17 protein-coding genes and 1 pseudogene are annotated in these 22,759 nt (G+C 28.5%); 17 read left to right on the top strand and 1 reads right to left on the bottom strand.

The annotated features are described in order from the left end of the window. Window positions 1–34 precede the first annotated feature (34 nt). From ACZJV1_RS13520 to arcC, 4 genes are all read left to right on the top strand, one after another. The gene (locus tag ACZJV1_RS13520; protein ID WP_463650467.1) at window positions 35–1,057 is read left to right on the top strand and encodes a Rossmann-fold NAD(P)-binding domain-containing protein; all 1,023 of its coding nucleotides are present in this window, start codon (window positions 35–37) and stop codon (window positions 1,055–1,057) included. 71 nt (window positions 1,058–1,128) lie between these two features. Further along, complete coding sequence (locus tag ACZJV1_RS13515) at window positions 1,129–2,373, top strand: agmatine deiminase family protein (protein WP_463650466.1); 1,245 nt, start codon at window positions 1,129–1,131, stop codon at window positions 2,371–2,373. Between the two features lie 18 nt (window positions 2,374–2,391). Further along, the gene (locus ACZJV1_RS13510; protein ID WP_463650465.1) at window positions 2,392–3,744 is read left to right on the top strand and encodes a Na+/H+ antiporter NhaC family protein; all 1,353 of its coding nucleotides are present in this window, start codon (window positions 2,392–2,394) and stop codon (window positions 3,742–3,744) included. Window positions 3,745–3,869: 125 nt separating this feature from the next. Then, on the top strand, window positions 3,870–4,802 hold the full coding sequence (arcC, locus tag ACZJV1_RS13505; protein ID WP_463650464.1) for a carbamate kinase: 933 nt from the start codon (window positions 3,870–3,872) through the stop codon (window positions 4,800–4,802). 194 nt (window positions 4,803–4,996) lie between these two features. On the opposite strand, the gene ACZJV1_RS13500 is transcribed toward arcC, so the two are convergent. After that, complete coding sequence (locus ACZJV1_RS13500; protein WP_463650463.1) at window positions 4,997–5,884, bottom strand: potassium channel family protein; 888 nt, start codon at window positions 5,882–5,884, stop codon at window positions 4,997–4,999. Window positions 5,885–6,418: 534 nt separating this feature from the next. Here ACZJV1_RS13500 and ACZJV1_RS13495 point away from each other — a divergent pair. The 13 genes and pseudogenes from ACZJV1_RS13495 to ACZJV1_RS13435 all read left to right on the top strand — a co-directional run bounded on the left by ACZJV1_RS13495 (window position 6,419) and on the right by ACZJV1_RS13435 (window position 22,522). Beyond that, complete coding sequence (locus ACZJV1_RS13495) at window positions 6,419–8,386, top strand: ABC transporter ATP-binding protein/permease (protein WP_463650462.1); 1,968 nt, start codon at window positions 6,419–6,421, stop codon at window positions 8,384–8,386. Continuing rightward, window positions 8,386–8,899: pseudogene (locus tag ACZJV1_RS13490) on the top strand (ABC transporter ATP-binding protein); the annotation flags it as partial. The gene ACZJV1_RS13495 and the pseudogene ACZJV1_RS13490, both read left to right, overlap by 1 nt. Window positions 8,900–8,916: 17 nt before the next feature. Further along, on the top strand, window positions 8,917–10,254 hold the full coding sequence (locus ACZJV1_RS13485; protein WP_463652165.1) for an ABC transporter permease: 1,338 nt from the start codon (window positions 8,917–8,919) through the stop codon (window positions 10,252–10,254). 123 nt (window positions 10,255–10,377) lie between these two features. Further along, window positions 10,378–11,067 carry a response regulator transcription factor gene (locus ACZJV1_RS13480; RefSeq protein ID WP_463650461.1) on the top strand — a complete coding sequence of 230 codons (690 nt, stop codon included), beginning with the start codon at window positions 10,378–10,380 and terminating at the stop codon, window positions 11,065–11,067. Beyond that, a complete protein-coding gene (locus ACZJV1_RS13475; protein ID WP_463650460.1) occupies window positions 11,057–12,838 on the top strand; it encodes a sensor histidine kinase in 1,782 nt (593 codons plus the stop codon). The genes ACZJV1_RS13480 and ACZJV1_RS13475 overlap by 11 nt, the downstream gene beginning before the upstream one ends. 508 nt (window positions 12,839–13,346) lie before the next feature. Continuing rightward, on the top strand, window positions 13,347–14,237 hold the full coding sequence (locus ACZJV1_RS13470; RefSeq protein ID WP_463650459.1) for a CPBP family intramembrane glutamic endopeptidase: 891 nt from the start codon (window positions 13,347–13,349) through the stop codon (window positions 14,235–14,237). A 239-nt stretch (window positions 14,238–14,476) separates the two neighbouring features. Continuing rightward, on the top strand, window positions 14,477–15,154 hold the full coding sequence (locus tag ACZJV1_RS13465) for a response regulator transcription factor (RefSeq protein WP_463650458.1): 678 nt from the start codon (window positions 14,477–14,479) through the stop codon (window positions 15,152–15,154). Continuing rightward, complete coding sequence (locus ACZJV1_RS13460; RefSeq protein ID WP_463650457.1) at window positions 15,154–16,881, top strand: sensor histidine kinase; 1,728 nt, start codon at window positions 15,154–15,156, stop codon at window positions 16,879–16,881. Before ACZJV1_RS13465 ends, ACZJV1_RS13460 begins: the two co-directional genes overlap by 1 nt. Before the next feature lie 405 nt (window positions 16,882–17,286). Next, complete coding sequence (locus ACZJV1_RS13455; protein WP_463650456.1) at window positions 17,287–18,543, top strand: cytochrome P450; 1,257 nt, start codon at window positions 17,287–17,289, stop codon at window positions 18,541–18,543. A 433-nt stretch (window positions 18,544–18,976) separates the two neighbouring features. Next, window positions 18,977–19,711 carry an MBL fold metallo-hydrolase gene (locus ACZJV1_RS13450; RefSeq protein ID WP_463650455.1) on the top strand — a complete coding sequence of 245 codons (735 nt, stop codon included), beginning with the start codon at window positions 18,977–18,979 and terminating at the stop codon, window positions 19,709–19,711. A gap of 185 nt (window positions 19,712–19,896) precedes the next feature. Continuing rightward, a complete protein-coding gene (locus tag ACZJV1_RS13445; protein ID WP_463650454.1) occupies window positions 19,897–20,421 on the top strand; it encodes a dihydrofolate reductase family protein in 525 nt (174 codons plus the stop codon). Between the two features lie 227 nt (window positions 20,422–20,648). After that, on the top strand, window positions 20,649–21,437 hold the full coding sequence (locus ACZJV1_RS13440) for a CsxC family protein (protein ID WP_463650453.1): 789 nt from the start codon (window positions 20,649–20,651) through the stop codon (window positions 21,435–21,437). Window positions 21,438–21,751: 314 nt separating this feature from the next. Then, a complete protein-coding gene (locus ACZJV1_RS13435; RefSeq protein ID WP_463650452.1) occupies window positions 21,752–22,522 on the top strand; it encodes a CsxC family protein in 771 nt (256 codons plus the stop codon). The last annotated feature ends 237 nt before the right edge of the window (window positions 22,523–22,759 follow it).

Here is a 22,759-nt window from a genome sequence, read left to right as displayed (position 1 = left end):
TATATTTACTTTTAATTTAGAAAGGAAGATTAAAATGGCAATTAATTTAAGAGGAAAAAACTTTATAGCATTGGAAGAACTTACACCTGCACAAGTGAGATATTTGTTAGATTTAGCACATCAATTGAAGGCAGAAAAAATGGCAGGTATCGATCAGAAAAGGTTTATAGGAAAAAATTTATTAATGCTTTTTGAAATGGGTTCCACAAGAACAAGATGTGCTTTTGAGACATCTGCTGCAGATTTAGGAATGGGTTCAACCTATTTAGCTAATTCACACTTTGGAGTGAAAGAAACAGTTAAAGATTCAATGAGAGTATTTACAGCAATGTATGATGCTATTGTATATAGAGGAGAAAAACATGAGGCAATAGTTGAAATGGCTAAAGATTGTGGAATTCCGTTAATAAATGGATTTACAGTATATCAACATCCAACACAAATGCTTGCAGATTTTATGACATTAGAAGAAATTTGGGGTAGAAATGGATTTAGAGATAAAACATTTTGCTTTGTTGGAAATGGAACTTGTGGAGTAGCAATGTCTTATGCTGTAACATGTGCAATTCTTGGAATGAATTTTAGATTTGTAGGTCCAGAAGATAGTTGTATGTCAAAAGAGGAAGAAAAAGTAGTTAGAGATTTATTTGCAAGATACAGCCCAAATCATACTTTTGAAATTACTACAGATATAGATAAGGTAAAGGGAGCTGATGTTTTATCAACAGAAAACTGGGGAGACTTTACAGCACCTGTAGAAACATGGATTCCTGGAATAGAAAAATTCAGACCATATCAGGTAAACAAGGAACTTCTTGAAAAAACAGAAAACAAAGATGTAATTGTAATGCATATGCTTCCATCAAGTCATAACTGTGATCATAAAGCTGGACAAGAATTAAAGGCTTTACTTGATAAAGAAACAGCAGATTTCATAGCAAAAGGACTTGAAGTAACAGATGAAGTATTTGAAATGAATGCAGATATCATTTTTAGAGAGGCTGAGAATAGACAACATTCAATTAAAGCAGTATTGGCAGCAGTAGTAGGAGCTTAATTTATAAATATTGTATATGTTAATATTTAAATAAAAAGGATTATATGTGATAAGTATAAGGAGGAAAAAAGATGAATAATAATTTTAGATTTCCAGGAGAATTTGAACCACAACAAGCAGTTATGTTATGTTGGGTAGGTAGTCAATATGCAGCAGAAGGATATGATGCACATCAGGTGTTCTCAGATGCTATTAAAAATTTAGTAGATGAAGTGCAGGTGTATGTAAATTGTGGAGTAGAAGGATCTATTGCTAAATGTAAAGAAACACTTGTTGCAAATGGTGTTGATATAGAAAAAATTATTTTTACTCAATTTGAGGATACTTTAAATTGGGCAAGAGATTATGGTCCTGATATTATCGTTGATGACAAAGGTAATATGAAAGTTGTAAATATGAATTTTAATACTTATGGAATGGAAGCTCCTGATGGTTATGAATCTACAAATGCTAGAAAAACAGGTGCACAACAAGCTATCGCTTTAGGATGTTTTGATATGGTAAATTCAAAAATTATCTCTGAGGGAGGAGATAAAGAGTTTAATGGAAATGGCGTACTTATGACCATTGAAGACACAGAAGTAAGAAAGAGAAATCCTGAATATACAAAGGAACAAGTAGAAGAGGAATTTAAAAAATTATTTAACTTAAAGAAAGTTATTTGGTTACCTTATCCATCTTTTGAAGATGAGGAAGTTTATGATGGTGTCTTAGATATGGTAGATGGACAACCTGTATATCGTTCATTATCAGCAAATGGTCATATTGATGAAATGTGTAGGTTTGTTGGAGAAAATACTGTATTACTTGCAGAAATTACAGAAGAAGAAGCTGAAGAACTTGAATCTGCAAGAATTACAAAAGAAAGATTTGATAAAGCTTATGAAATTTTGAAAAATGAAACTGATGCAGAAGGTAATCCTTTAAAAATAATAAGAATGCCAAATCCTGAACCAATGTACCTAACAGCAGTTCCTGGTGATGCAATATATGAAATTTGGGATATTTACAAAGACGTAGAGAAGATTGGAGATACCTTTAGAGATGGTACACCTTATCCTACGAATGGCGAAATAAGAATGCAGGCAGCTGCAAGTTATTGTAACTTCCTAATTTGTAATGGTGTTGTTTTAGGACAAAAATATTGGAAGGAAGGTTTATCAGAAAAAATTAAAGAAAAGGATGAAGCTGCTAAAAAAGTTTTAGAAAGTGTATTCCCTGACAGAAAAGTTATAATGATAGATGCTGTTGCATTAAATATTTTAGGTGGTGGTATTCACTGCATAACAAAGAATATTGCTTGCGCTAAACAATAAAAAGGTGGGGAAAATTATATGACACATGCATTACTCAGCTTGATACCACCATTAATTGTGGTGATAGTAGCAATAAAAACAAAAAAAGCTTTTGAAGCTATGATTTTAGGTACATTGGTAGGCTTTGCTATGGTAGGAGGAACAAGCTTTCTAACAATGTTTACAGACTCTATTATGAAAAATATGGCAGATCCTGCCCTTGTATGGATAATATTATTTACATGCTTAATTGGAGGGTTGATTGGAATAATAGACGCAGCCCGTGCATCCAACGCCTTTACAAAACTAGCATTAAAATATGCAACAAATGAAAAAAAGACGTTTTTAATGACTTTGGTTATTGCTTTTGTAATATTTCCTGATGAGTATTTAAGAACACTTACTTTAAGCTCGGCTATGAAAGATGTATCAGATCGAAATAAAATACCGAGAGAAATGTTTGCATATGCAATAAGTGCAGTAGGTGTTCCTGTGTGTGCATTTTTACCAATGACATCATGGTCTATATATTTTGCGAGTCTACTTGAAAGTAGTGGATTAGCAGAACATGGTAGAGGTATGGATTCGTTTATAAATGTTATTCCATTTAGTTTCTACCCAATATTTGCAGTAATAATTTTTATGTTGGTTATATTTGGAGTAATACCTAAACTTGGAGGTATAAAGGCAGCTTATAATAGTGTAAAGGAAGGTACATACGATTTATCTAAATATGAGGTAGAAATTGAGCAAGAAAATTCTGAAGAGGAAGAAGTAAGTGCGAAATTAATAGATTTCTTATTACCACTTATAGGATTATTGGTAGCTACGGTGATTTCCGGAAATAACTTAATGGTTGGTATTACAGTGGCTATATTTATAGCAGGAGGTTGGTATCTGCTAAAGAAATATGTTGACTTTGAAAATTTGATGGAAGCATTTTGGGAAGGCTATAAAAGCATGATTTTTCCAATGGCTGTTATTGTTATATCTTTCTCATTGGCAGAAGCAATGAACTTACTTGGTTTTGCGGATGTAATTTACATGTTAGAGCCGTTGCTTGTTCCAGAAATTTTACCATTAATAACATTTGTAATTTCAGCAGTACTTTGCTATTTTACAGGCGAGTTTTGGGGAATTGCAGCAATATTAATGCCAGCAATGTTACCTCTTGCACAAACATTTGATGTAAACGTTTGGTTGTATTGTGCAGCTGTATTTTCAGGAAGTGTTTTTGGAAGTCATACCTGTGTATATGGAGACTTAAATGCTGTTATTAGTGAGGCAACAGGAGTAAAACAGGTTGATTTAGCAATGAATGTTGCTCCCTATGCAATAATAACCGCGATACTAAGTGGAATAGCTTTCTTAGTTGCTGGATTTATAGCTTAAAATAATATAAAAGACTGTTTCAATTTTTGAATACGTTAAATTATTAAATTTATTGAAACAGTCTTTTCTCTATAATAAAAAGCAGAAATTTTATAATATATTTTGAAATTAAAGTGGAGGATATTATGTCAAGAATAGTAATAGCCCTTGGGGGTAACGCATTGGGAGAAACACCATATGAGCAAAAAGAATTAATTAAAAAGACGGTGAAACCCATAGTAGATTTAATAGAAAAAGGAAATGACGTTATTATAGCTCACGGAAATGGACCTCAAGTTGGAATGATAAATTTAGGTATGAGTACTGCAGCAGAAGTGAAAAGTATAAAAAGCGACGTACCTTTTCCTGAATGTGGAGCTATGAGTCAAGGATATATTGGATATCATTTACAAAATGCACTATTTAATGAACTAAAAGAAAGAAATATAGATAAAAAGGCAGTATCTCTCGTGACCCAAGTTGTGGTGGATTCAGAGGATAGTGCTTTTAAAAATCCTACAAAGCCAATTGGTACTTTCTATACTAAAGAACAAGCTGAAAAATTGCAAATTAGAAATGGATGGAAAATGTTGCAGGACTCAGGAAGAGGTTATAGGCAAGTTGTTCCATCACCAAAGCCAGTTGATATAGTTGAAAAAGACTGTATAGTAGATTTAATTGAAAAAGGCCATATTGTTATTGCTGTAGGGGGCGGAGGTATTCCGGTGGTAAGCAAAAATGGAAGTTTAGAAGGAGTTTCTGCAGTTATAGATAAAGATTTTGCAACTGAAAAATTGGCGGAATTAGTTGATGCGAACTATTTGTTTATTTTAACTGCAGTAGAAAGAGTTGCTATTAATTTTGGAGAACCAAATCAAAAAATGCTTGAAAAAATCACAATTGAAGAAGCTAAAAATTATGCTAAAGAAGGACATTTTGCCCCAGGTAGTATGTTACCGAAAATTGAGGCAGCTATATTATTTGCTAAGTCTCAAAAAGGAAGAAAAACCATTATTGCAGCATTAGAAAATGCAGCTCTAGCATTAGAAGGAAAAAGTGGTACAACTATTTATATGTAATTAATTTATTTTTTCTAAGGTAAAGTGATGGGGTCAAGAATAATAAAATATTGATGTATTTTTCCGGCGGATAGCCTTGTGGCTGTCCACAGGTTTTTGTGTGCTCAGCATGGGTGAAATCTAACGGGTGAAAGTCCCTAGTGTGGCTTGATGGTGCCAATCACATATCCTCAAGGCTCCCTTAAATATAGATTTTATGAATCAAACTTCTCTTTATATGATAAAATACTACCTAAAAATACAGTTAAACAAATTACACTTGTTATGGAAATTACTATAGCTACTACTTTAGCTGATGTAGTTACTGGTACTATATCGCCATATCCAATAGTAGTAAAAGTGATCATTGTGTAATAAAATAAATCAAAACTTCCTGTAGCATTTAAATATGCTGTACCATCTGCAATGGCATTTACGAAACAAACAGCTAAATACATATTCATTACAAGCATTATTAACACTAAAATAGCGGCTATTAGAACTCTTGCAAAGTTAGTTTTTTCTTCCTTTTCCGATTTGATGTTATGTGGTTTTCTCATAAGAGTTAGTAACACTTTTATATTTAAATAGTAGCAAATTATAACTCCTATAATTCCTATAGCTGCATTTTTCTTAAACTGATCTGGAAAAACTATAAGTACAGCTAAAAATGTACTTGTAATAAAATAGCTTAATATAAAATCTAGTTTTAAGTTTTTATCTTCAACTTTATAAATAAATTTATGAATTTTAGAGCTAACAAATAATATATAGCCTATTGAATAATGAACAATTACAAAAGATATTATTATAGCTATTATTTTTATTAACCATTCTACACCAAAGGCTAAATGTGTATTAAAATACCTCATAACTGTTGTAAATATAGTTATAAATGCAAATACTTCACCACATATAACCATCCCACCTTGTGTTACTTTATAAAGCAAAGTTCTCCCTTTAAAAAGTTCTTTATAAGTTTTATTAATTTCTACTACAAGTGTTCCTAAAACAGATTTTATTTTTCTATTATTCCTTACGCTTCTTACAATTAAGATAGCAAGAGCAATAATTGTTGTTAAAATAATTACGAAACTTCCCATTAGCACCTCATATAATATCAATAAATTTATAAATAATTATATCAAAAATCTAAAATAAAAAATAGTCACCTCAATATACTTTAGAATAAATGGTTCTGTTGCAACAATAAAAAAATAACTATGCTGATATGAGGTTAACTTATTATTTTACTACGTTACTCTAAGGAGTGCATTGATAAATTGAATCTCAAAAAGGATAAGGTTATCACTACAATTAACTTGTCCTTTTTTATCATATGCATAGCTTCAATAACAGAAATAGTATTTCTAGCTTAGAAAAGGCATTAGCTAAAGGAAAAGAAATCCACGATATTAGTTTATCGTGGATTTTTTCTTTTTAAAGAATTAGATTGTAAAAAGGGAGTGGATGTATATAAGCAATTAAGGTATAAACTAAGAATTTATAAAGTTATTATTATCAATATTCAATCATCAATCATTTAAAAGTCACAAAAAAGTCATAAAATTACAATTTCTAAATCATAACTTAATGAAATAATTAGTGTATCAAAGTAGTGTAAGGAGAATTAAGGTATGTTGGTTTTAAAAAATATCTCTAGACAATTTAATAATGTTAAAGTCCTTAAAGATTTAAATATTGAATTTAAAGGTGGTTTAAACTTTATTCTTGGGCCATCAGGAAGTGGTAAATCTACATTGTTAAAAATAATAAGTGGTATGGATAAGGGGTATGAAGGGCAAGTATTTTATAAAGGAAGTGCTGTAAAAGACTTTAGTGAAAAAGAATTAAATACTTATTATTACAATACAGTAGGATTTATATGGCAGGACTTTCAATTGATAAATCATTTATCTGTCGAGGATAATGTAAAAGTAGTATTGCAATTATCAAATTTAAGTAATAAAGAAAAAGATACAAAGGTAAGTAGTATTTTAAAAAAATTGGCTATAGATGGTTTAGCAAAGAAAAATGTAGCCCAGCTATCAGGTGGACAAAAACAAAGAGTTGCTATAGCAAGAGCTTTAGTAAAAGATCCAGAGATAATTATTGCAGATGAACCTACAGGAGCATTAGACAAAAAGTCTTCGGCCATAATAATGAATGCTTTAAAGAAGATATCCAAGGAGAGAATTGTAATAGTTGTAACTCACGATAAATCATTAATAGACAATGAAAGTAATTGCTTCTTACTAAATGAAGGGAAAATTTCTCAAACATCTAGTGGTTCTAATGAGAAGGTGACAGTAGCAAAAACTAAATTAGTTAATCCAAAATTATCTTTTGGTAATGCTTTTTCTTTAAGTAGAAAGAACTTTAAAGGGTTATTTATGAAATTTGTTATGAGTGCATTAATTTTAATGTTATCATCCTACTTCTTATTGTTAAATGTAAGTGGAACTATAGGTAATGAGCAAGAAAATATATTAAATCAGTTAATTGAAGAAAAGGGAACTGCTTTAAGAGATTTAAGTATATACAGTAGTGTAGTAGGAGCTGGTGGAACATCTGGTAATGACACAAATAAGCCTAACTTAAATATAGAGCAAGATATATCTAATGTTTTAGAGAAATATGAAAATGATCCGAGAGTAGAACATATATTATTAATTGAAACAGTTAATGATATGGTGGTTAATATAGATGGTGTATTAAAAGATTATAAAGTACAAGGTTCCGGCTATGGTCCTTATGTAAATAAAGTTATAGAAGGAAGAATGCCAAAGGCTGGTGAAAGAGAAGTAGCTGTACCTAAATTATTCTTAGAGAAAGCAAATTTAAAACCAAGTGATGTAATTGGAAAAACATTATCTTTAACAGGAACAATAACTGATTATAATAGCAAACAACCACAAAGTAAAAAAAGCAATTTTGATGGATTAACAATAGTAGGTGTAGTAGATACAGCATCAACGTTTATTGATCCTGTGGGAGGGAAAACAAAACTTGAATTTGAAGATTCATTTATATACAGTTTAGATGTAGTTAAAGAAATGAAAAAACAATTAAATTCAAGTATAGAAAATACTCAATTTACAATTAGAGTTAAAGATATTAAAGATGTTATGCCTATAGTTAATGAGTTAAGGAAAGATGGAATAACTGCATTAGGAGAGTTTGAAACTGTAAGTGATATTTTATCAATCAACAATACAACAAAGGAACAATCAGGAGCCATAACTGTAATAATTGCAGCAATTGCAGTAGTAGTTACTCTTGCAGTAGTATTAATCAATGCAATATTAAGAAAAAGAGAATTTGCGATTTTAAAGATAAATGGATATTCAAAGGCAAGTATATTCAACTTAAATATTACTGAAAACTTATTGATTGCTATATCAGCAATGGTTATATTTGCAATAGCATTTCCAGTGATTAATAATATGTCTAACAAAATATTCAGTATGTCAGTATCTGGAAGTAAATCGATGATAACTGGAATTATGATTATTTTAATTCAAGGTATTATTATGGGAATAATATCAGCTCTTATAACATCAAATATAAAAGCTGAAAATAATATAATGACAGGTGATAGATAATGGTTATTTTAAAGAAGTTATTTAAAAGATTTGGAGACGTAGAAATATGTGATGACGTTAACTATACATTCAGAGAAAAAGGTTTAACTTGTTTCTTTGGTCCAAGTGGTAGTGGGAAGACTACAATATTTAACTTAATAGCTGGCTTTGATAGAAGTTATGAAGGTGAAATAGAAGTAAATGATACTAAACTTAATGGGTTAAGCATAGAAGAATTATGCAAATATAGATTTAATAATATTGGATTTATATTTCAAAACTATAATCTTTTCAAAGGATATACTGCTTTAGAAAATGTATTAATGGGAGTTCACTTAGAAAATGATATAACTGAAGGTGAAAAAACAAAAAGAGCATTAGACTTATTAGCTTCTTTAGGATTAGAGGATCAAGCAAATCAAAATATTGAAACTTTAAGTGGTGGGCAAAAGCAAAGAGTAGCTATAGCAAGAGCGCTTATAAATGAACCTAAGTTAATATTAGCAGATGAGCCAACAGGTGCATTAGACAGTGAGTCAACAAAAGCTATAATGGAAATTTTAAAAGGTATATCTAAAACCAAGCAAGTAATTATGATTTCACATGATGAAGAAGTATTAGAATATGCCGATGAAGTAATAGAGTTAGAGGATAGCAAAATTAGAGTTAAAGCTAAAAATGAAGAGGATAACGAAGAAATAGCTATTGCTTATGAATATGATAAAAAGGCTTTAAAAGAGTCTGAATTAAATAATAAAATAGCAAAGAGTATCAGTTTGAAAAACTTTAAGATACACATGTTTAAATTTATATTAGCAGCAGTAATAATTGCTTTTGGATCATCAGCATTTGTTGCTTCTCTTTCTACTAAAAAGATTACTAATAATATTATCAATGATTTTAAGACAAAAAACTTTTTCTATAATATAGGTAGTGTTCCTATGTTTATCAATGGAGAGAAGGTTACAGAAAATTTAAGTAGCATTTATAACCAGTTAAAATCTATGGATGAATTAGAAAATGTATATTATCAATATGATTTAGAAAATATAAAAATAAAGAATGGTGATAGAAGCATTGATATACCAGTTAAAGTTCCTACGGTTATAGCTAAAGAAACTATGGCTTACGGAAATATGCCAAGAACAAATAAGAATGAAATAGCTATTTCATCAAATGTGGCTAATAGACTAGTTGATGACATAAAAAGTTTGATTGGTAAAAAAGTCGTATTTGAATATATCAATATTGAGGGTAAAAGCGAAGAGGTTACTGTAACGGTTTCAGGATTAACAAACTCTCAATATCAAGATTTTATTTTAAGTGATGATTTAGAAAATAAGATTTATGAAAATTCTAAAATTGATAAAGAGAATCCAACAGCAATTTCATTTACAGTAAAGGACTTTGAAAAAATACCAGAAGTTGATAAGACTTTAAAGGGGGAGGATATAGGAGTATATACAAAAGCTAATGAAGTTGAATCTTTCCAAAAGTCATTTAATAATTTACTAAAGTTATATACTGTTTTATCATATTTAATCTTAATTGTTGGATTAGCTATTAGTGGTATAATTTTATATAGGGTTACAATTGAAAGGTATACTGAAATTGGAGTGCTCGGAGCATTAGGATATACTAAAGCTAATATAAATAAGATTATATTTAGAGAAAGTATTTATTTTGCAACACTTTCAACAATAATTGCATTTACATTTACATTTATTTTTGATTTAATTTATAAAATTCAATTTGGATATGGGATAGAAGTTAATCTTGTAAATATTGCAATTCTAATAGTTATTAACTTAGGATTAACGATAGGTTTAACTTCATTTATTAACAATAGATTAGTAAAAATAGAAATAGCAGAGGCTTTAAGAAAATAAAATGGATCACTAAAGTCTAAAACTTTTTTCTATAACTAACTTTTTGTTTATATAAAAAATATTATTACAAAATAAAAAGTTTTTAATGTAATATATAATATATAGCAATTGTAGAGGTGAAATATGAAAAATAAAATAGTGTTGGTAGTAGAAGATGAAGAAAAAATAAATAAGATGATATGTGATTATTTTAAGTTTAGTGGATTTAATGTAATTAGTGCTATAGATGGATTAGAAGCAGTAGAAAAATTTAATGATGATATAGATTTAATAATATTAGATGTTATGTTACCAAAGCTTGATGGATTCACTGTTCTTAGAAGGATAAGAAAGAGGTCTGATGTACCAGTAATTATGGTTACTGCTAGAGCTGATGAAGAGGATGTATTAATGGGATATGAATTAAAGGTTGATGATTATGTGATAAAGCCATTTAGTTTAGAAATTTTATTAGCTAAATCTAATGTTCTTTTAAGTAGAATTGATTCTATGATAAATGCAAAAGGAAATGTACATGAGGATATATTAGAATACAACGGTGTAAAGTTAGATAGATTAAAGGTAGAAGTATATATAGAGAATGAGCAAATTGAAATTGAGCCTAAGCAGTTTGAGATATTAGAGTATCTAATGGAAAATAAAAATATAGTTATATCTAGAGAGAAGCTTTTAGAGGCTAAGTGGGGATATGATTATTACGGAAACACAAGAGTTGTAGATGCTCAAATAAAAAAACTTAGGAAAAGTTTAAAGCATAAATCATATTGTATAAAAACTATTTTTGGGACAGGATATAAATTTGATGCTGAATAGATTTATAAAAAAAAGTGTTGCTTCAAAATTATTTTTAATGAATTTGCTTATTTTAATTTGCATAGTTGTATCTCAATTGATCTTCCAGGCTCTATACTTTGAAAAGTATTATTTAGATAAAAAAGAAAGTAAGCTTGAAAATACATTAAAAGATTTTAAAGAATTTTTACTTAAAGATGTAACTAAAGAAGGAGTTATGGACTTCATGCAGGAGATAAAAAGAAATGATAATGTAGCTCTGTCTTTTAGAAATTCAAGTTTAACTGATGGAATAGCTCTAGCACCATATATGGGGCAAAATAAAATTATTATAAAGGATAAAGCAACTGATAAGAGATATAAGGTTGTTTTAGGTGAGCAATTCCCAGAGATTATGATAAATAAAGGTGATATAATACAAGCATATGGAAGTACAGATGAGTATGGATACCTTTTTGTACAAGAGATTAGAGTAAATGGGGAAAAAGTTGATCCATATTACAATATAACACCAAGAGAAATTATAGAAACCTCAGATGCAAGTGTTATTTCACCTGCATCAGTAATGCCTTTAGGTGGAGAAAAGTATATCGAGGGTAAAGTAGAAGAAGTAATACCTAAAGATAATACATACCTTATCCTTAGTAATGCTGATTCATATTTAAATATGGATGAAAAACAAAATATTATATCAAATGATAAGTATGTAACTAAAACAAATACAATAAATAGTGCAGATGATATTTTAGTTTATAGTGAAAGGTTTTCAAGTGGATATATAATTGCCATAACTCAATTAACAGAGGTAAATGATGTTATTGGAACTATGAATAGCTATTACTTTATCATATTTATAGTGGCATTTCTAATAGTAGTTGTTATATCATTAATTTATTCTAGCTTTATGACTAAACCTTTAGTAGAGATGAGTAATATTGCAAGGAAAATATCAGAATGTGATTTCCAATATAAATATGATGTAAAGAGAGAAGATGAAATAGGTGTTCTTGGAAATTCACTAAATTTAATATCTAGCAATTTAGAGAAGAGCTTAAGTGAGATTCAAACTGCAAATGAAAAGCTTAAAAATGAAATGGATATTAAAGAGGTTCAAGAGGAAAAACGAAAGGAGTTAATAGCAAATATATCACATGAACTTAAAACTCCTATTACTATAATTCAAGGAAATATAAATGGTATAAAAAGTGGAATGTATACTGTTGATATGTATGAGGATATCTTAGAAGAAACTAACAAGATGAATGAGCTTGTTAGAGAAATGCTTGAAATATCGAAGCTGGAGTCACCAAGCTTCAATCTAAAAAGAGAACCCTTTGATTTAGGAAGTGTATTTTTAAAGGAAAAGGATAATCTTAAAGGACTAATAAAAGAAAAGTTTTTAGAAATAAATCATAATGATTTTGATGATGTTATAGTATTTGGAGATGAAAAAAGAATAAATCAAGTAGTAACTAATTTATTAACTAATGCTATAAAATATACTCCAGATGGTAGTAAAGTGAATGTTTCGATAGAATTAATAGAAGATAAGGATCAATATGTATTTTCTATTGAAAACTTTGGAGTTACATTAAGTAAAGATGAGTTAGATAAAATTTGGGATGCTTTCTATAGAAAAGAAAAATCAAGAAATAAAAAATTTGGTGGAACAGGTCTTGGACTATCAATTGTAAAAAGAATTTTAGAGGTTCACCATAGTGACTTTGGAGTAGAAAGTACACAAAATAGTGTGAGGTTTTATTTTAGTATTCCAAAATGTATGACTTATTAGGAATTATATATTAAAGCTAAGAGTATAAATGGAGTTTATTTACAATGTATAGATCTAAAGTGATTTTTAGTATTACAAGTATATCATATTGATGATACAATTATTATTTTGATAATTATAAAATAGTTGATTTTAAAGGTCATCCTTCGCCTCCACCATTAAAACCCACGACAGTGATTGTCGTGGGTTTTTTATGTGCGCCCAGCAAGGGCAACAAATAAAGCATTTTTTTAATATAGCTTGTAACTCAGCATCTACTTTGTTTGGTATATATTGCATTCTTTTAAAGGAAAAATTAAGACCTATTAGTAGTTGTCTTATTCCTGTAGTAAAATTAAATATCAATGTACACAAAATATACACAAGTTCTAAATATAAACTAAAAAAGAAAATGATACAATTCTCATTGAAAGGATGATATGTTATCTTGTATTGTTAAAAATATTTTTCAAAGTAAAGTACTGCTCGATTATTCGAGAGTATAAAAAAAGAAAAGGTGGTTATTAAAATGAATAATCTTTGGATATTTGATTTAAAGAAGAAACAGAATAAATTGGTGGATGCTATACCGAAGCCCATATATTTTATTTTGTGCGGTATAGTGGCAATATTTTTATTTTATACTCTTCAAGGAATTACTAGTATGTTGCTTGAATCTACTATTCCTTTGGATCCAGTAAAAAATCCAGCTTACAGAGAGATTAGTAGGATATTTTCATTTTGTGGTGTTTGGATTTTATTATTATTTTATATATATGGGTTCAAAAATTCCTATGCTAGTATTGGTTTTACCAAAACTTCTACGAGAGAATTTGTAAAAAATATAATCAGTGCAGTTATTATCGGAATGATAATTAATTATGTCAGTATTTTCTTATACTCGCTAATTTTTAAAGTGCCTATGGGTATGACAGGTTTATTAACTCAAATTAGTTCGTATCCTTTTATTTTATTGTGTGTAGTATCTTACCTGATTCAAGGTGGAGCGGAAGAATTAATTTACCGCGGTATTTTATACAAGTGGTTGGCTAAAAAGTATAATCTATTGATGGTCGGCATAACTAGTTCACTTGTTTTTGGTACAATGCATATTCCAGCAGGAATTATGACCGTAGTATATGCGACATTCTTTGGGTTTTTGTTTTTCTTAATTGCGGTAGATAGTAATAACATCTACAAAGGCATGATTGTACATGGTATTTATAATGTATCTGAAGAATTTTTTAAATTTAATGGTGAGGCAATTTCTAAAGTCAAATTATTTTATATAAATACAGATATAGTTTCATACCAAGAAAAGGCATATATCATTACTATAGTTATTGTCATTCTCCTTTCCGTTTATTATGTCATTAAGTTAAACAAAAAAGATTCAAAATGGTATTTAACTAGAAAATAAGAAGATTATTTTCGATAAAAGCCAAGACGTTCTTGAGAGTCTTGGTTTTTTATAGTTTATAAAATTATAGAATTTTCAAAGGTGAAAGCTGGAAAATATAGATTTAACACTTTAATTATGGTAGAGTGTAAACAAAAAAGTATAAATTGACTGTACAAATTAAAGAGGTGTAAATTTATGGTGTTAAGTTTATAATAGGAAACAGAGTATATAAATTAGTAGAATAAGAGGTTGATTAAATGTATAAAGTTCTAATAATAGAAGATGATGCAATGATAGGAAAGTTAATTAAAGATTATTTTTCTAAAGCAGGATTTGAAGTTATATTAGAAGATGATGGAATTGAAGGTTATGTTGCCTTCAATTCTAATCATGTTGATTTGATTATCTTAGATGTGATGATACCTAGTTTAGATGGATTTTCTATTGCTAAGCGAATTAGAAAAAAATCAAATGTTCCTATAATAATGGTTACAGCTAGAAGTGATGATAAAGATCAGTTAATGGGATATGAGTTTAAAGTAGATGATTATGTAACCAAACCCTTTAATCCTGAAATTTTAATTGCTAAGGCTAAAAATCTTCTTGAAAGACTTGAAGCTTATAAGGAAAAGAAAGTTGAAGAAATATTTGAAATATGTGATTTTAAATTGGATTTTTTAAAAAGGAAAGTATTTATTGAAGATGAAGAAACAATTCTTGAGCCTAAACAATTTGAGATCTTAAAGTATTTAATAATTAATAAAAGTAAAGTAATTTCAAGAGAAGAATTATTAGATAAAATATGGGGATATGATTATTTTGGTAATGATAGAGTTGTAGATACACAAATAAGAAAACTGAGAAAAAATTTAGGACATAAAGCATATCTTGTAAAAACAGTTTTTTCAGTAGGATATTCTTTTGAGGAGGAGTAATGAAAAAACTAAAAATAAGAGATAAATTAATAATTATTAATATTAGTATATTTCTATTTATATTTTTAAGTCAGTTTATATTTCAAAATGTATTTTTCGATAATTACTATAATTATTACCAAGAAACTAAATTAAAAAATAGTATCAAAGGATTTGAAAAGGTACTTCATAATGATAATCTTTCTAATGAATATATATACAGTACTTTACATGAAAATGAAATAGTACTTTCTTATTTAGATAAGGATTTAAATGTAATAAAAGGTGACTTAACAAATACAAGTAAACTTAGTATAAAAACTAAGGATAACAAAGTTATAAATTTAGATATTGGACTTATACCATTAGGAGGAAATAGTTTAAGTGTAGGAGGAAATAGTTTAAGTGTAGGAGATTTTGTAGAAATAGACGCATTAAAATTAAAAGATGATGCTAATATTTACATAAAAAATTTAATAGTAAAAAAGGGTAAAGAGAAAGATAATTCAATAATATATACATCTAAATATGATTTTGATTTTAATGAAAAAGAAAAAATCGATGCAAGATTTGAAGGAGAAGTAATTTCTTTTGATAATGTTAGCGAAAAAGTCTTTGAAAATGAACAAGCAATCATAGAGTATTTGAGTTGGGTTGATAAAAATAAGATTGAAGAAGGTAATCAGATTTTTAGTGATTTAAGCAAAAAATATTTAATAAACATAAAAAAAGTAGATAACAATTATATTTTAGCATCTACATCTATGGAAGGGTCTAGTGAAATAATTGAGATTTTAAATAATTTTAATATATATATAATACTTCTTACTATAGGTTTAGCAGTTTCAATAATATATATATATTCTATGAAAATAACCAAGCCTCTACTTGAAATGAAGGAAGTAGCAAAATCAATAGCAAATCAAGATTTTGATAAAGAATTAATTATAAACTCAAAAGATGAGTTACAGGATTTGGCACAATCTTTAAATAGTATTTCTTCAAATTTAAAAGGAAATATAAGTGAGCTGAAGGAAACAAATGAAAAACTTAAACAAGAGTATGAAGAGAGATTGGAGATAGAAAAAAATCAGAATTTTTTATTAATAAACATATCACACGATTTAAAGACGCCTCTTACAATAATTAAGGGATATTTAAAAGCTATAAAAGATGGCCTATATAGTAAAGATGAATATATAGATTATACCATAGCGGGTGTAGATGAAATAAGTAAAACATTAAATGAAATGTTAGAGATAACTAAGCTTAAGTCAAAATCCTATTTCCTAGATATAGAAATATCCGATTTCACAAGATTAGTATATAAAACATATGATAAATTAAAATACCTTGCTAAGGAGAAACAGCAAATAGTAATGCTCAATTTAGTAGATGATGCTTTTGTAAATGTTGATGAAAAGGAAATAAAAAAGGTATTAGAGAATCTTATAACGAATGCTATAAAATATTCTCCCAATAAAATGAATATAAATATAGATTTAGTTGAAAATCATGATAAATATGTTTTTAGTATAGAAAATGAAGGGGTTCAGATACCTGAGGAGGATATAAAAAATATCTTTAAAGAGTTTTATAGGGTTGACAAAGCAAGAAACAAAAAAACAGGTGGACATGGTTTGGGATTGGTAATAGTAAAAGTAATATTAGAGTCTCATAACATTCAGTATAATATAGATAATAATAAAAAAGGTGTAAAATTTACAATGTATCTACCTAAAAATTAACATTGTTGAACTTTGTGATAAAGTAAAATGATAAAACTCATATAATATAGCGGTAAATTATTATTAAAAAATTTAAATGTTTATCTTTGTAGAAATTTGATCAAATAATAAAATAGTGGATTTTAAAGATAATGCTTCGCCTCCACCATTGAAATCAACAAACACTCGTATTCATTAGATACGAGTGTTTTCAATATGTCTAGAAATAAGTTAGTAAATATATTGTTAAGTCAAGTTTAAATATTATTTTAGCTATTGTAATAAATAAGAATAAAAACTGACATACTAAATTAAAGGAATACAGGGAATCTTTACAATATAAAATTATTTTAGTTGAATCTTATTGAAATAATATCCAGGGAGATTTTAAGTATATTTCTAAATATGAAATAAAGGAGAATAGGTATGTCACTTAAGAGTCAGGTTCCACATGATAAAGGTTTAGACAACACTCTTGATTTATTGCAGGAGGGTTATCTATTTATTAAAAATAGGGTTAAGCAGTATCAATCAGATATATTTGAGACTCACTTGCTTGGAGAAAAAGTAATTTGTATTAGTGGAAAAGAGGCTACAAAAATTTTTTATAATCCAGAATTATTCTGTCGAAAGGATGCAACTCCTAAAGGAGTACAAAAAACATTATTTGGTGTTGGTGCTATTCAGTCTATGGATGGTAAAGGGCATATTCACAGAAAGCAGCTATTTATGTCATTAATGACTCCATCATATCAAAATCAACTTGCAAAACTTGTAATGGAGAAGTTGCAAAATTCTGTTAGAAAATGGAAAGGTGAAGAAAAAATTATTCTTTTTGATGAAATGAATGAAATCTTATGTGAAGCAGTGTGCCAGTGGGCTGGAGTTCCATTGAAAGAATATGAAGTAAAAGAACGAGCTGAAGACTTTAGTTTGATGGTTGATGCATTTGGTTCAGTGGGACCTAGACACTTGAAGGGAAGAAGAGCTAGAACTAGGGCAGAAGAATGGATAAAAGGGATTATAGAAGATGTTCGTTCTGGTAATATTAAAGCTGAAGAAAGAACTGCACTTCATGCTATGGCTTTTTATAAAGATTTAGATGGTAATCAATTAGACAGTAATATGGCTGGGATAGAGCTTATTAATGTGCTACGTCCTGTTGTTGCTATTTCAACATTTATTACCTTCGAGGCCTTAGCACTGCTTGAACATCCGGAATGTAAAGAAAAGCTTTTAACAGGTGATGAGAATGAGCTAAAGATCTTTGTGCAGGAAGTTCGACGCTACTACCCATTTACTCCTTTCTTAGGTGCAAGAGTTCGAAAAGATTTTATCTGGAATAAAAATGAATTCAAAGAGGGAGTGCTTGTACTGCTTGATGTCTATGGTATTAATTATGATTCGAAAATATGGAAGGATCCTGATAAATTCTGGCCAGAGCGTTTCAAGGAACGAAAGGATAACCTATTTGATTTTATACCTCAAGGAGGATATGATCCCTCTAAAGGACACCGATGCCCAGGAGAAGGTATAACTATAGAAATAATGAAAGCTAGCCTAGATTTTCTTGTTAATAAGATTGAGTATGATGTACCAAATCAAGACTTAGGATATAGTATGACGAAGATGCCTACATTGCCTAAAAGTAGATTTATAATTAGCAATATAAGACAAAAATAATGTTAGCTTAATTGTTAATATATTTTTTACAAATATTTCTTGACAATGACAAAGTTAAATTATATATTAAAATAAAATTATAATTATATAAAAAGGAGATTTAAGGAGATGTACACAATAGTTCTTAACTAAACTATTAAAATTAAATAGTTTAAAATGCTTTGAAAGTTCTATAATAGAGCTTTGTTTAATAATGCATTTTAAGAACAATATCTTCTATTAAACTCTTTTATATAAAAATGAAATAACTACAAATGAATGTATAAAAATATATATGATTATTTATATTACGATAAAATATGAATAAATAAATATTTTGTATTAAATTTAATTTGAATGTAATAAAAAATTTTTATGTAAATACAATCCCCATGGATGATATTGTTCGTCTATGGGGATTTTTAAGTTTTATATTAAAAAGGTGGGATGTTTTATGGCATTAACAAAAGTTACGGAAAGGATTTATTTTCTTGAAAATGATAAAGAAGCGGATAGACCATTAGTTGGATACATTAAAGGAGATAAGTATTCTTTAATGGTGGACGCAGGAAACTCGAGAAATCATGTTGAAAAATTCAATAATTCCATAGAAAAATTAAATTTAAGATTACCTGATTATGTGGCTATTACTCATTGGCATTGGGATCATACCTATGGTATGAATGCAGTTACAGGAAAAATAATAGCATGTGAAATGACTAATGAAAGATTAAAGATTATGTCTAAATGGCAATGGACAGAAGAAGCAATGAGTCAACGTCTTTTAACTGGTGAGGATATTGAATTTGCAGATACTAATATTCGTAAAGAATATAAATCTCTTCAAGATATAAAAGTTATACCTGCTGATCTAGTATTTAAAAATGATTTAGAAATAGACTTAGGCGGATTAGCTGTTATTTTAAAAAATGTTATTGCACCTCATTCAGAAGATTCTGTTATAGTTTATGTGCCAGAAGAAAAAGTATTATTTATTGGAGATGCCTACAGTATAGATTTTTATAATAACTACAAGTATGATTTAGTTAAATTGCAAAGCTTTATAAATATGTTAGAGAGTTTAGAGTTTGACACTTGTTTCTTAGGGCATTCATCGCCTCTAAAAAAGGCAGAGATTATTGAATTTTTAAAATCACAATATAAGAAAATCTCTATAAGTAATGATTAATTATCATATAAATTTAGTTTTTTAGAAAAAGAGTAGCATATTAAAGATTCTCTTTTCAATATGACACATAGTGTCAACTACTATAAGTTATAATATATTTTGTAGCAAGTAGAAACTTCAAATATAAAAAATTCTATTAAAAAATAATTAATATAGTTAAAAATATAAAAAAGGAGTGAAAAGATATGAGTAGAAAAATAATATTAAACTTAGCAATAAGCATTGATGGATATATTGCCTCAGAAGATGGAGGATATGATTGGATAGTTGGAGATGGAGATAATAAATTAGATACTGAAAAGAAATGGAATTATGATGAGTTTCTAAAGAACATAGATATTGTGGTTATGGGAAAAAACTGTTATGATCAAAACTTTCATAATGATTTTAAGGATAAAAAAGTATATGTAGCAACATCAAAAATATTACAGGATCATGATAATATACATTTTATAAATGGAGATATATGTAAAGTAATAGAAGAAGAAAGAGAAAAAGAAGGGAAAGATATCTTCTTATTTGGTGGTGGTGGTCTTGTAGATAATTTCATTAAATCAGATATTATTGATGAGTATATAATTGGAATAATTCCTATAATATTAGGAAAAGGTAGACCTTTATTTCTTGGAAATAATCCTAAAATAGACTTATATCTAGATCAGTATATTATGGATAATGGTATTGCAATATTAAGATATTCAAAAAGATAATAATATTCTACAAAGCATATCCTCGACAATACTTAATATCAGTGTTGTCGAGGAGTTTTTGCGTTATAAGGTAAATAGATATAACTTAATAACTGTAACCACATTTTTATTATATATGAAGAAATTTTTTTATTCATATATGCACAAAAAAGGGGGAATTGTATATTATGTAGTATAAGGTTTAACTAACTAGATTTTAATTAGATAAAAATGGAGGAAATGTTATTATGAATCATAACAGAATAGATACAAATGATAATGCATGTGTAGCACAGTCTTGTGCAATTGTTACACCTCAACCACAATCACTAACCGAACAAATTGCTGTAACTCCTGCTGTTATTGCAAATGGACCTGTAGTTGTTAAGGTTCCAGTTGTATTAGCAGAGGTAAATATAACCATTCCTGTTGAAGCTACTATAACATTAGATAAAGTAGCTACAGAAATTAAACGAATTAGAAAAAATGTATTTTTAACTCAATCCCGTCTTATTCCATTTTCTGCAGTCAATGGAGGTCTTGAAAACGGAATATTATTTATAGCAGGTTTTATAAGAAAGAATATTGAGTATTCAACTCAAACTTGTATGACAGCTGGAACTTCAAATGTTTGTGGAGATATAAGAAATTGCACAGTTGAAGTACCTTTTAATTTTACAACAAGAGTTACTTTCCTTAGACGACCAGTTTTTGTTGAAAATAGTACTGTAAGTGAATTAGAATTCTTTACAGATAAGCTTCAAGGTTGTGATGTTTGTTCAGATCCAGTAATCGGACGTAATCCTTGCGATTTGAGTTCTTCCTTTACAGAATTCTTTAATGAGAAACCTTTTACTGAATTAGTAACTGCAAATATTACTGAAGTTGATATTAACACAGATCCAACTATAAGCTGCGTAAGTCCTACAGAACAAATGTTTACTAAACTTACAGAGAAACTAGTAGTAAACTTAACACTAAAAGTATTACAAAATCAACAAGTAAGAGTTCAATCATTAGGACAAGGAACATGCTAAGAATTGAATTAAAAAATTAATCTTATTAAATAATATATTGCAGACCTAAAGCTTACTAAGAGAAGTTTTGGGTCTGGTTTTAAGAGAAAAGTAATTTCTACCAAGGGTATCCTCGACAATGCTTAATATAAGTGTCGTCGAGGATTTTTTGCGTTATAAGATAAATAGACATAGTGTGATAATTTTAACCACACTTATTAATAGAAGAAATATTTTTGTTTATTCATGTACAAAAAAGGGGGAATTTGTATATTATGGAGTATAAGATTTTACTAACTATACCTTAATTAGATAAAAATGGAGGAAATGTTATTATGAATTATAACAGAATAAATACAAATGATAATGCATGTGTAACACAGCCTTGTGCAATTGTTACTACTCAACCACAGTCATTAGCTGAACAAGTTGCTGTAACTCCTGTTGTTATTTCACAAGGACCTGCAGTTGTTAAGGTTCCAGTTGTATTAGCAGAGGTAAATGTAACTATTCCTGTTGAAGCTACTATAACATTAGACCAAGTAGCTATGGAAATTAAACGAATTAGAAAGAATGTATTTTTAACTCAATCCCGTATTATTCCATTTTCTCAAGATGGTAGACGTGCTACTGGAATATTATTTATAGCAGGTTTTATAAGAAAGAATATTGAGTATTCAACTCAAACTTGTAGGACATTTGGAACTGCAAATGTTTGTGGAGATATAAGACATTGCACAGTTGAAGTACCTTTTAATTTTACAACAAGAATTACTTTCATTAGACCACCGGTTTTTGCTGAAAATACCACTCCAAGAGAAGTAGAATTCTTTACAGATAAGCTTCAAGGTTGCGATGCTTGTGCAGATCCAGTAATTGGACGTAACCCTTGCGATCAGAGTTCTTTCTTTACAGAAATCTTTAATGAAAAACCTTTTACTGAATTAGTAAGAGCAGATATTACTGAAGTTGATATTAACACAAATCCAATTATAAACTGCGCAAATCCTACAGGACAAATGTTTACTAGACTTACAGAAAAAGTAGTAGTAAATTTAACACTAAAAGTATTACAAGAACAACAGGTAAGAATTGAAGCAATGTAACTATAAAAAAATTATAAATCTAAGAATTAAATTTAAAAAATAATCTTATTAAATGATATATTGCAAATATAAAGCTTACTAAGAGAGGGTTTGAGTCTGTTTTTAGGAGAGAAGTTTTCTCTACCAAGAATATCCTCGACAATATTTAATATAAGTGTTGTCGAGGATTTTTTGCGTTATAAGGTAAATAGACATAGCGTGATAATTTTAACCACACTTTGATAATTTTAACCACAC

This window comes from Clostridium sp. LS3 (assembly GCF_055330225.1).
Note: the sequence above shows the minus strand (reverse complement) of the source record. Positions and strands in the feature narration are given on the sequence as shown.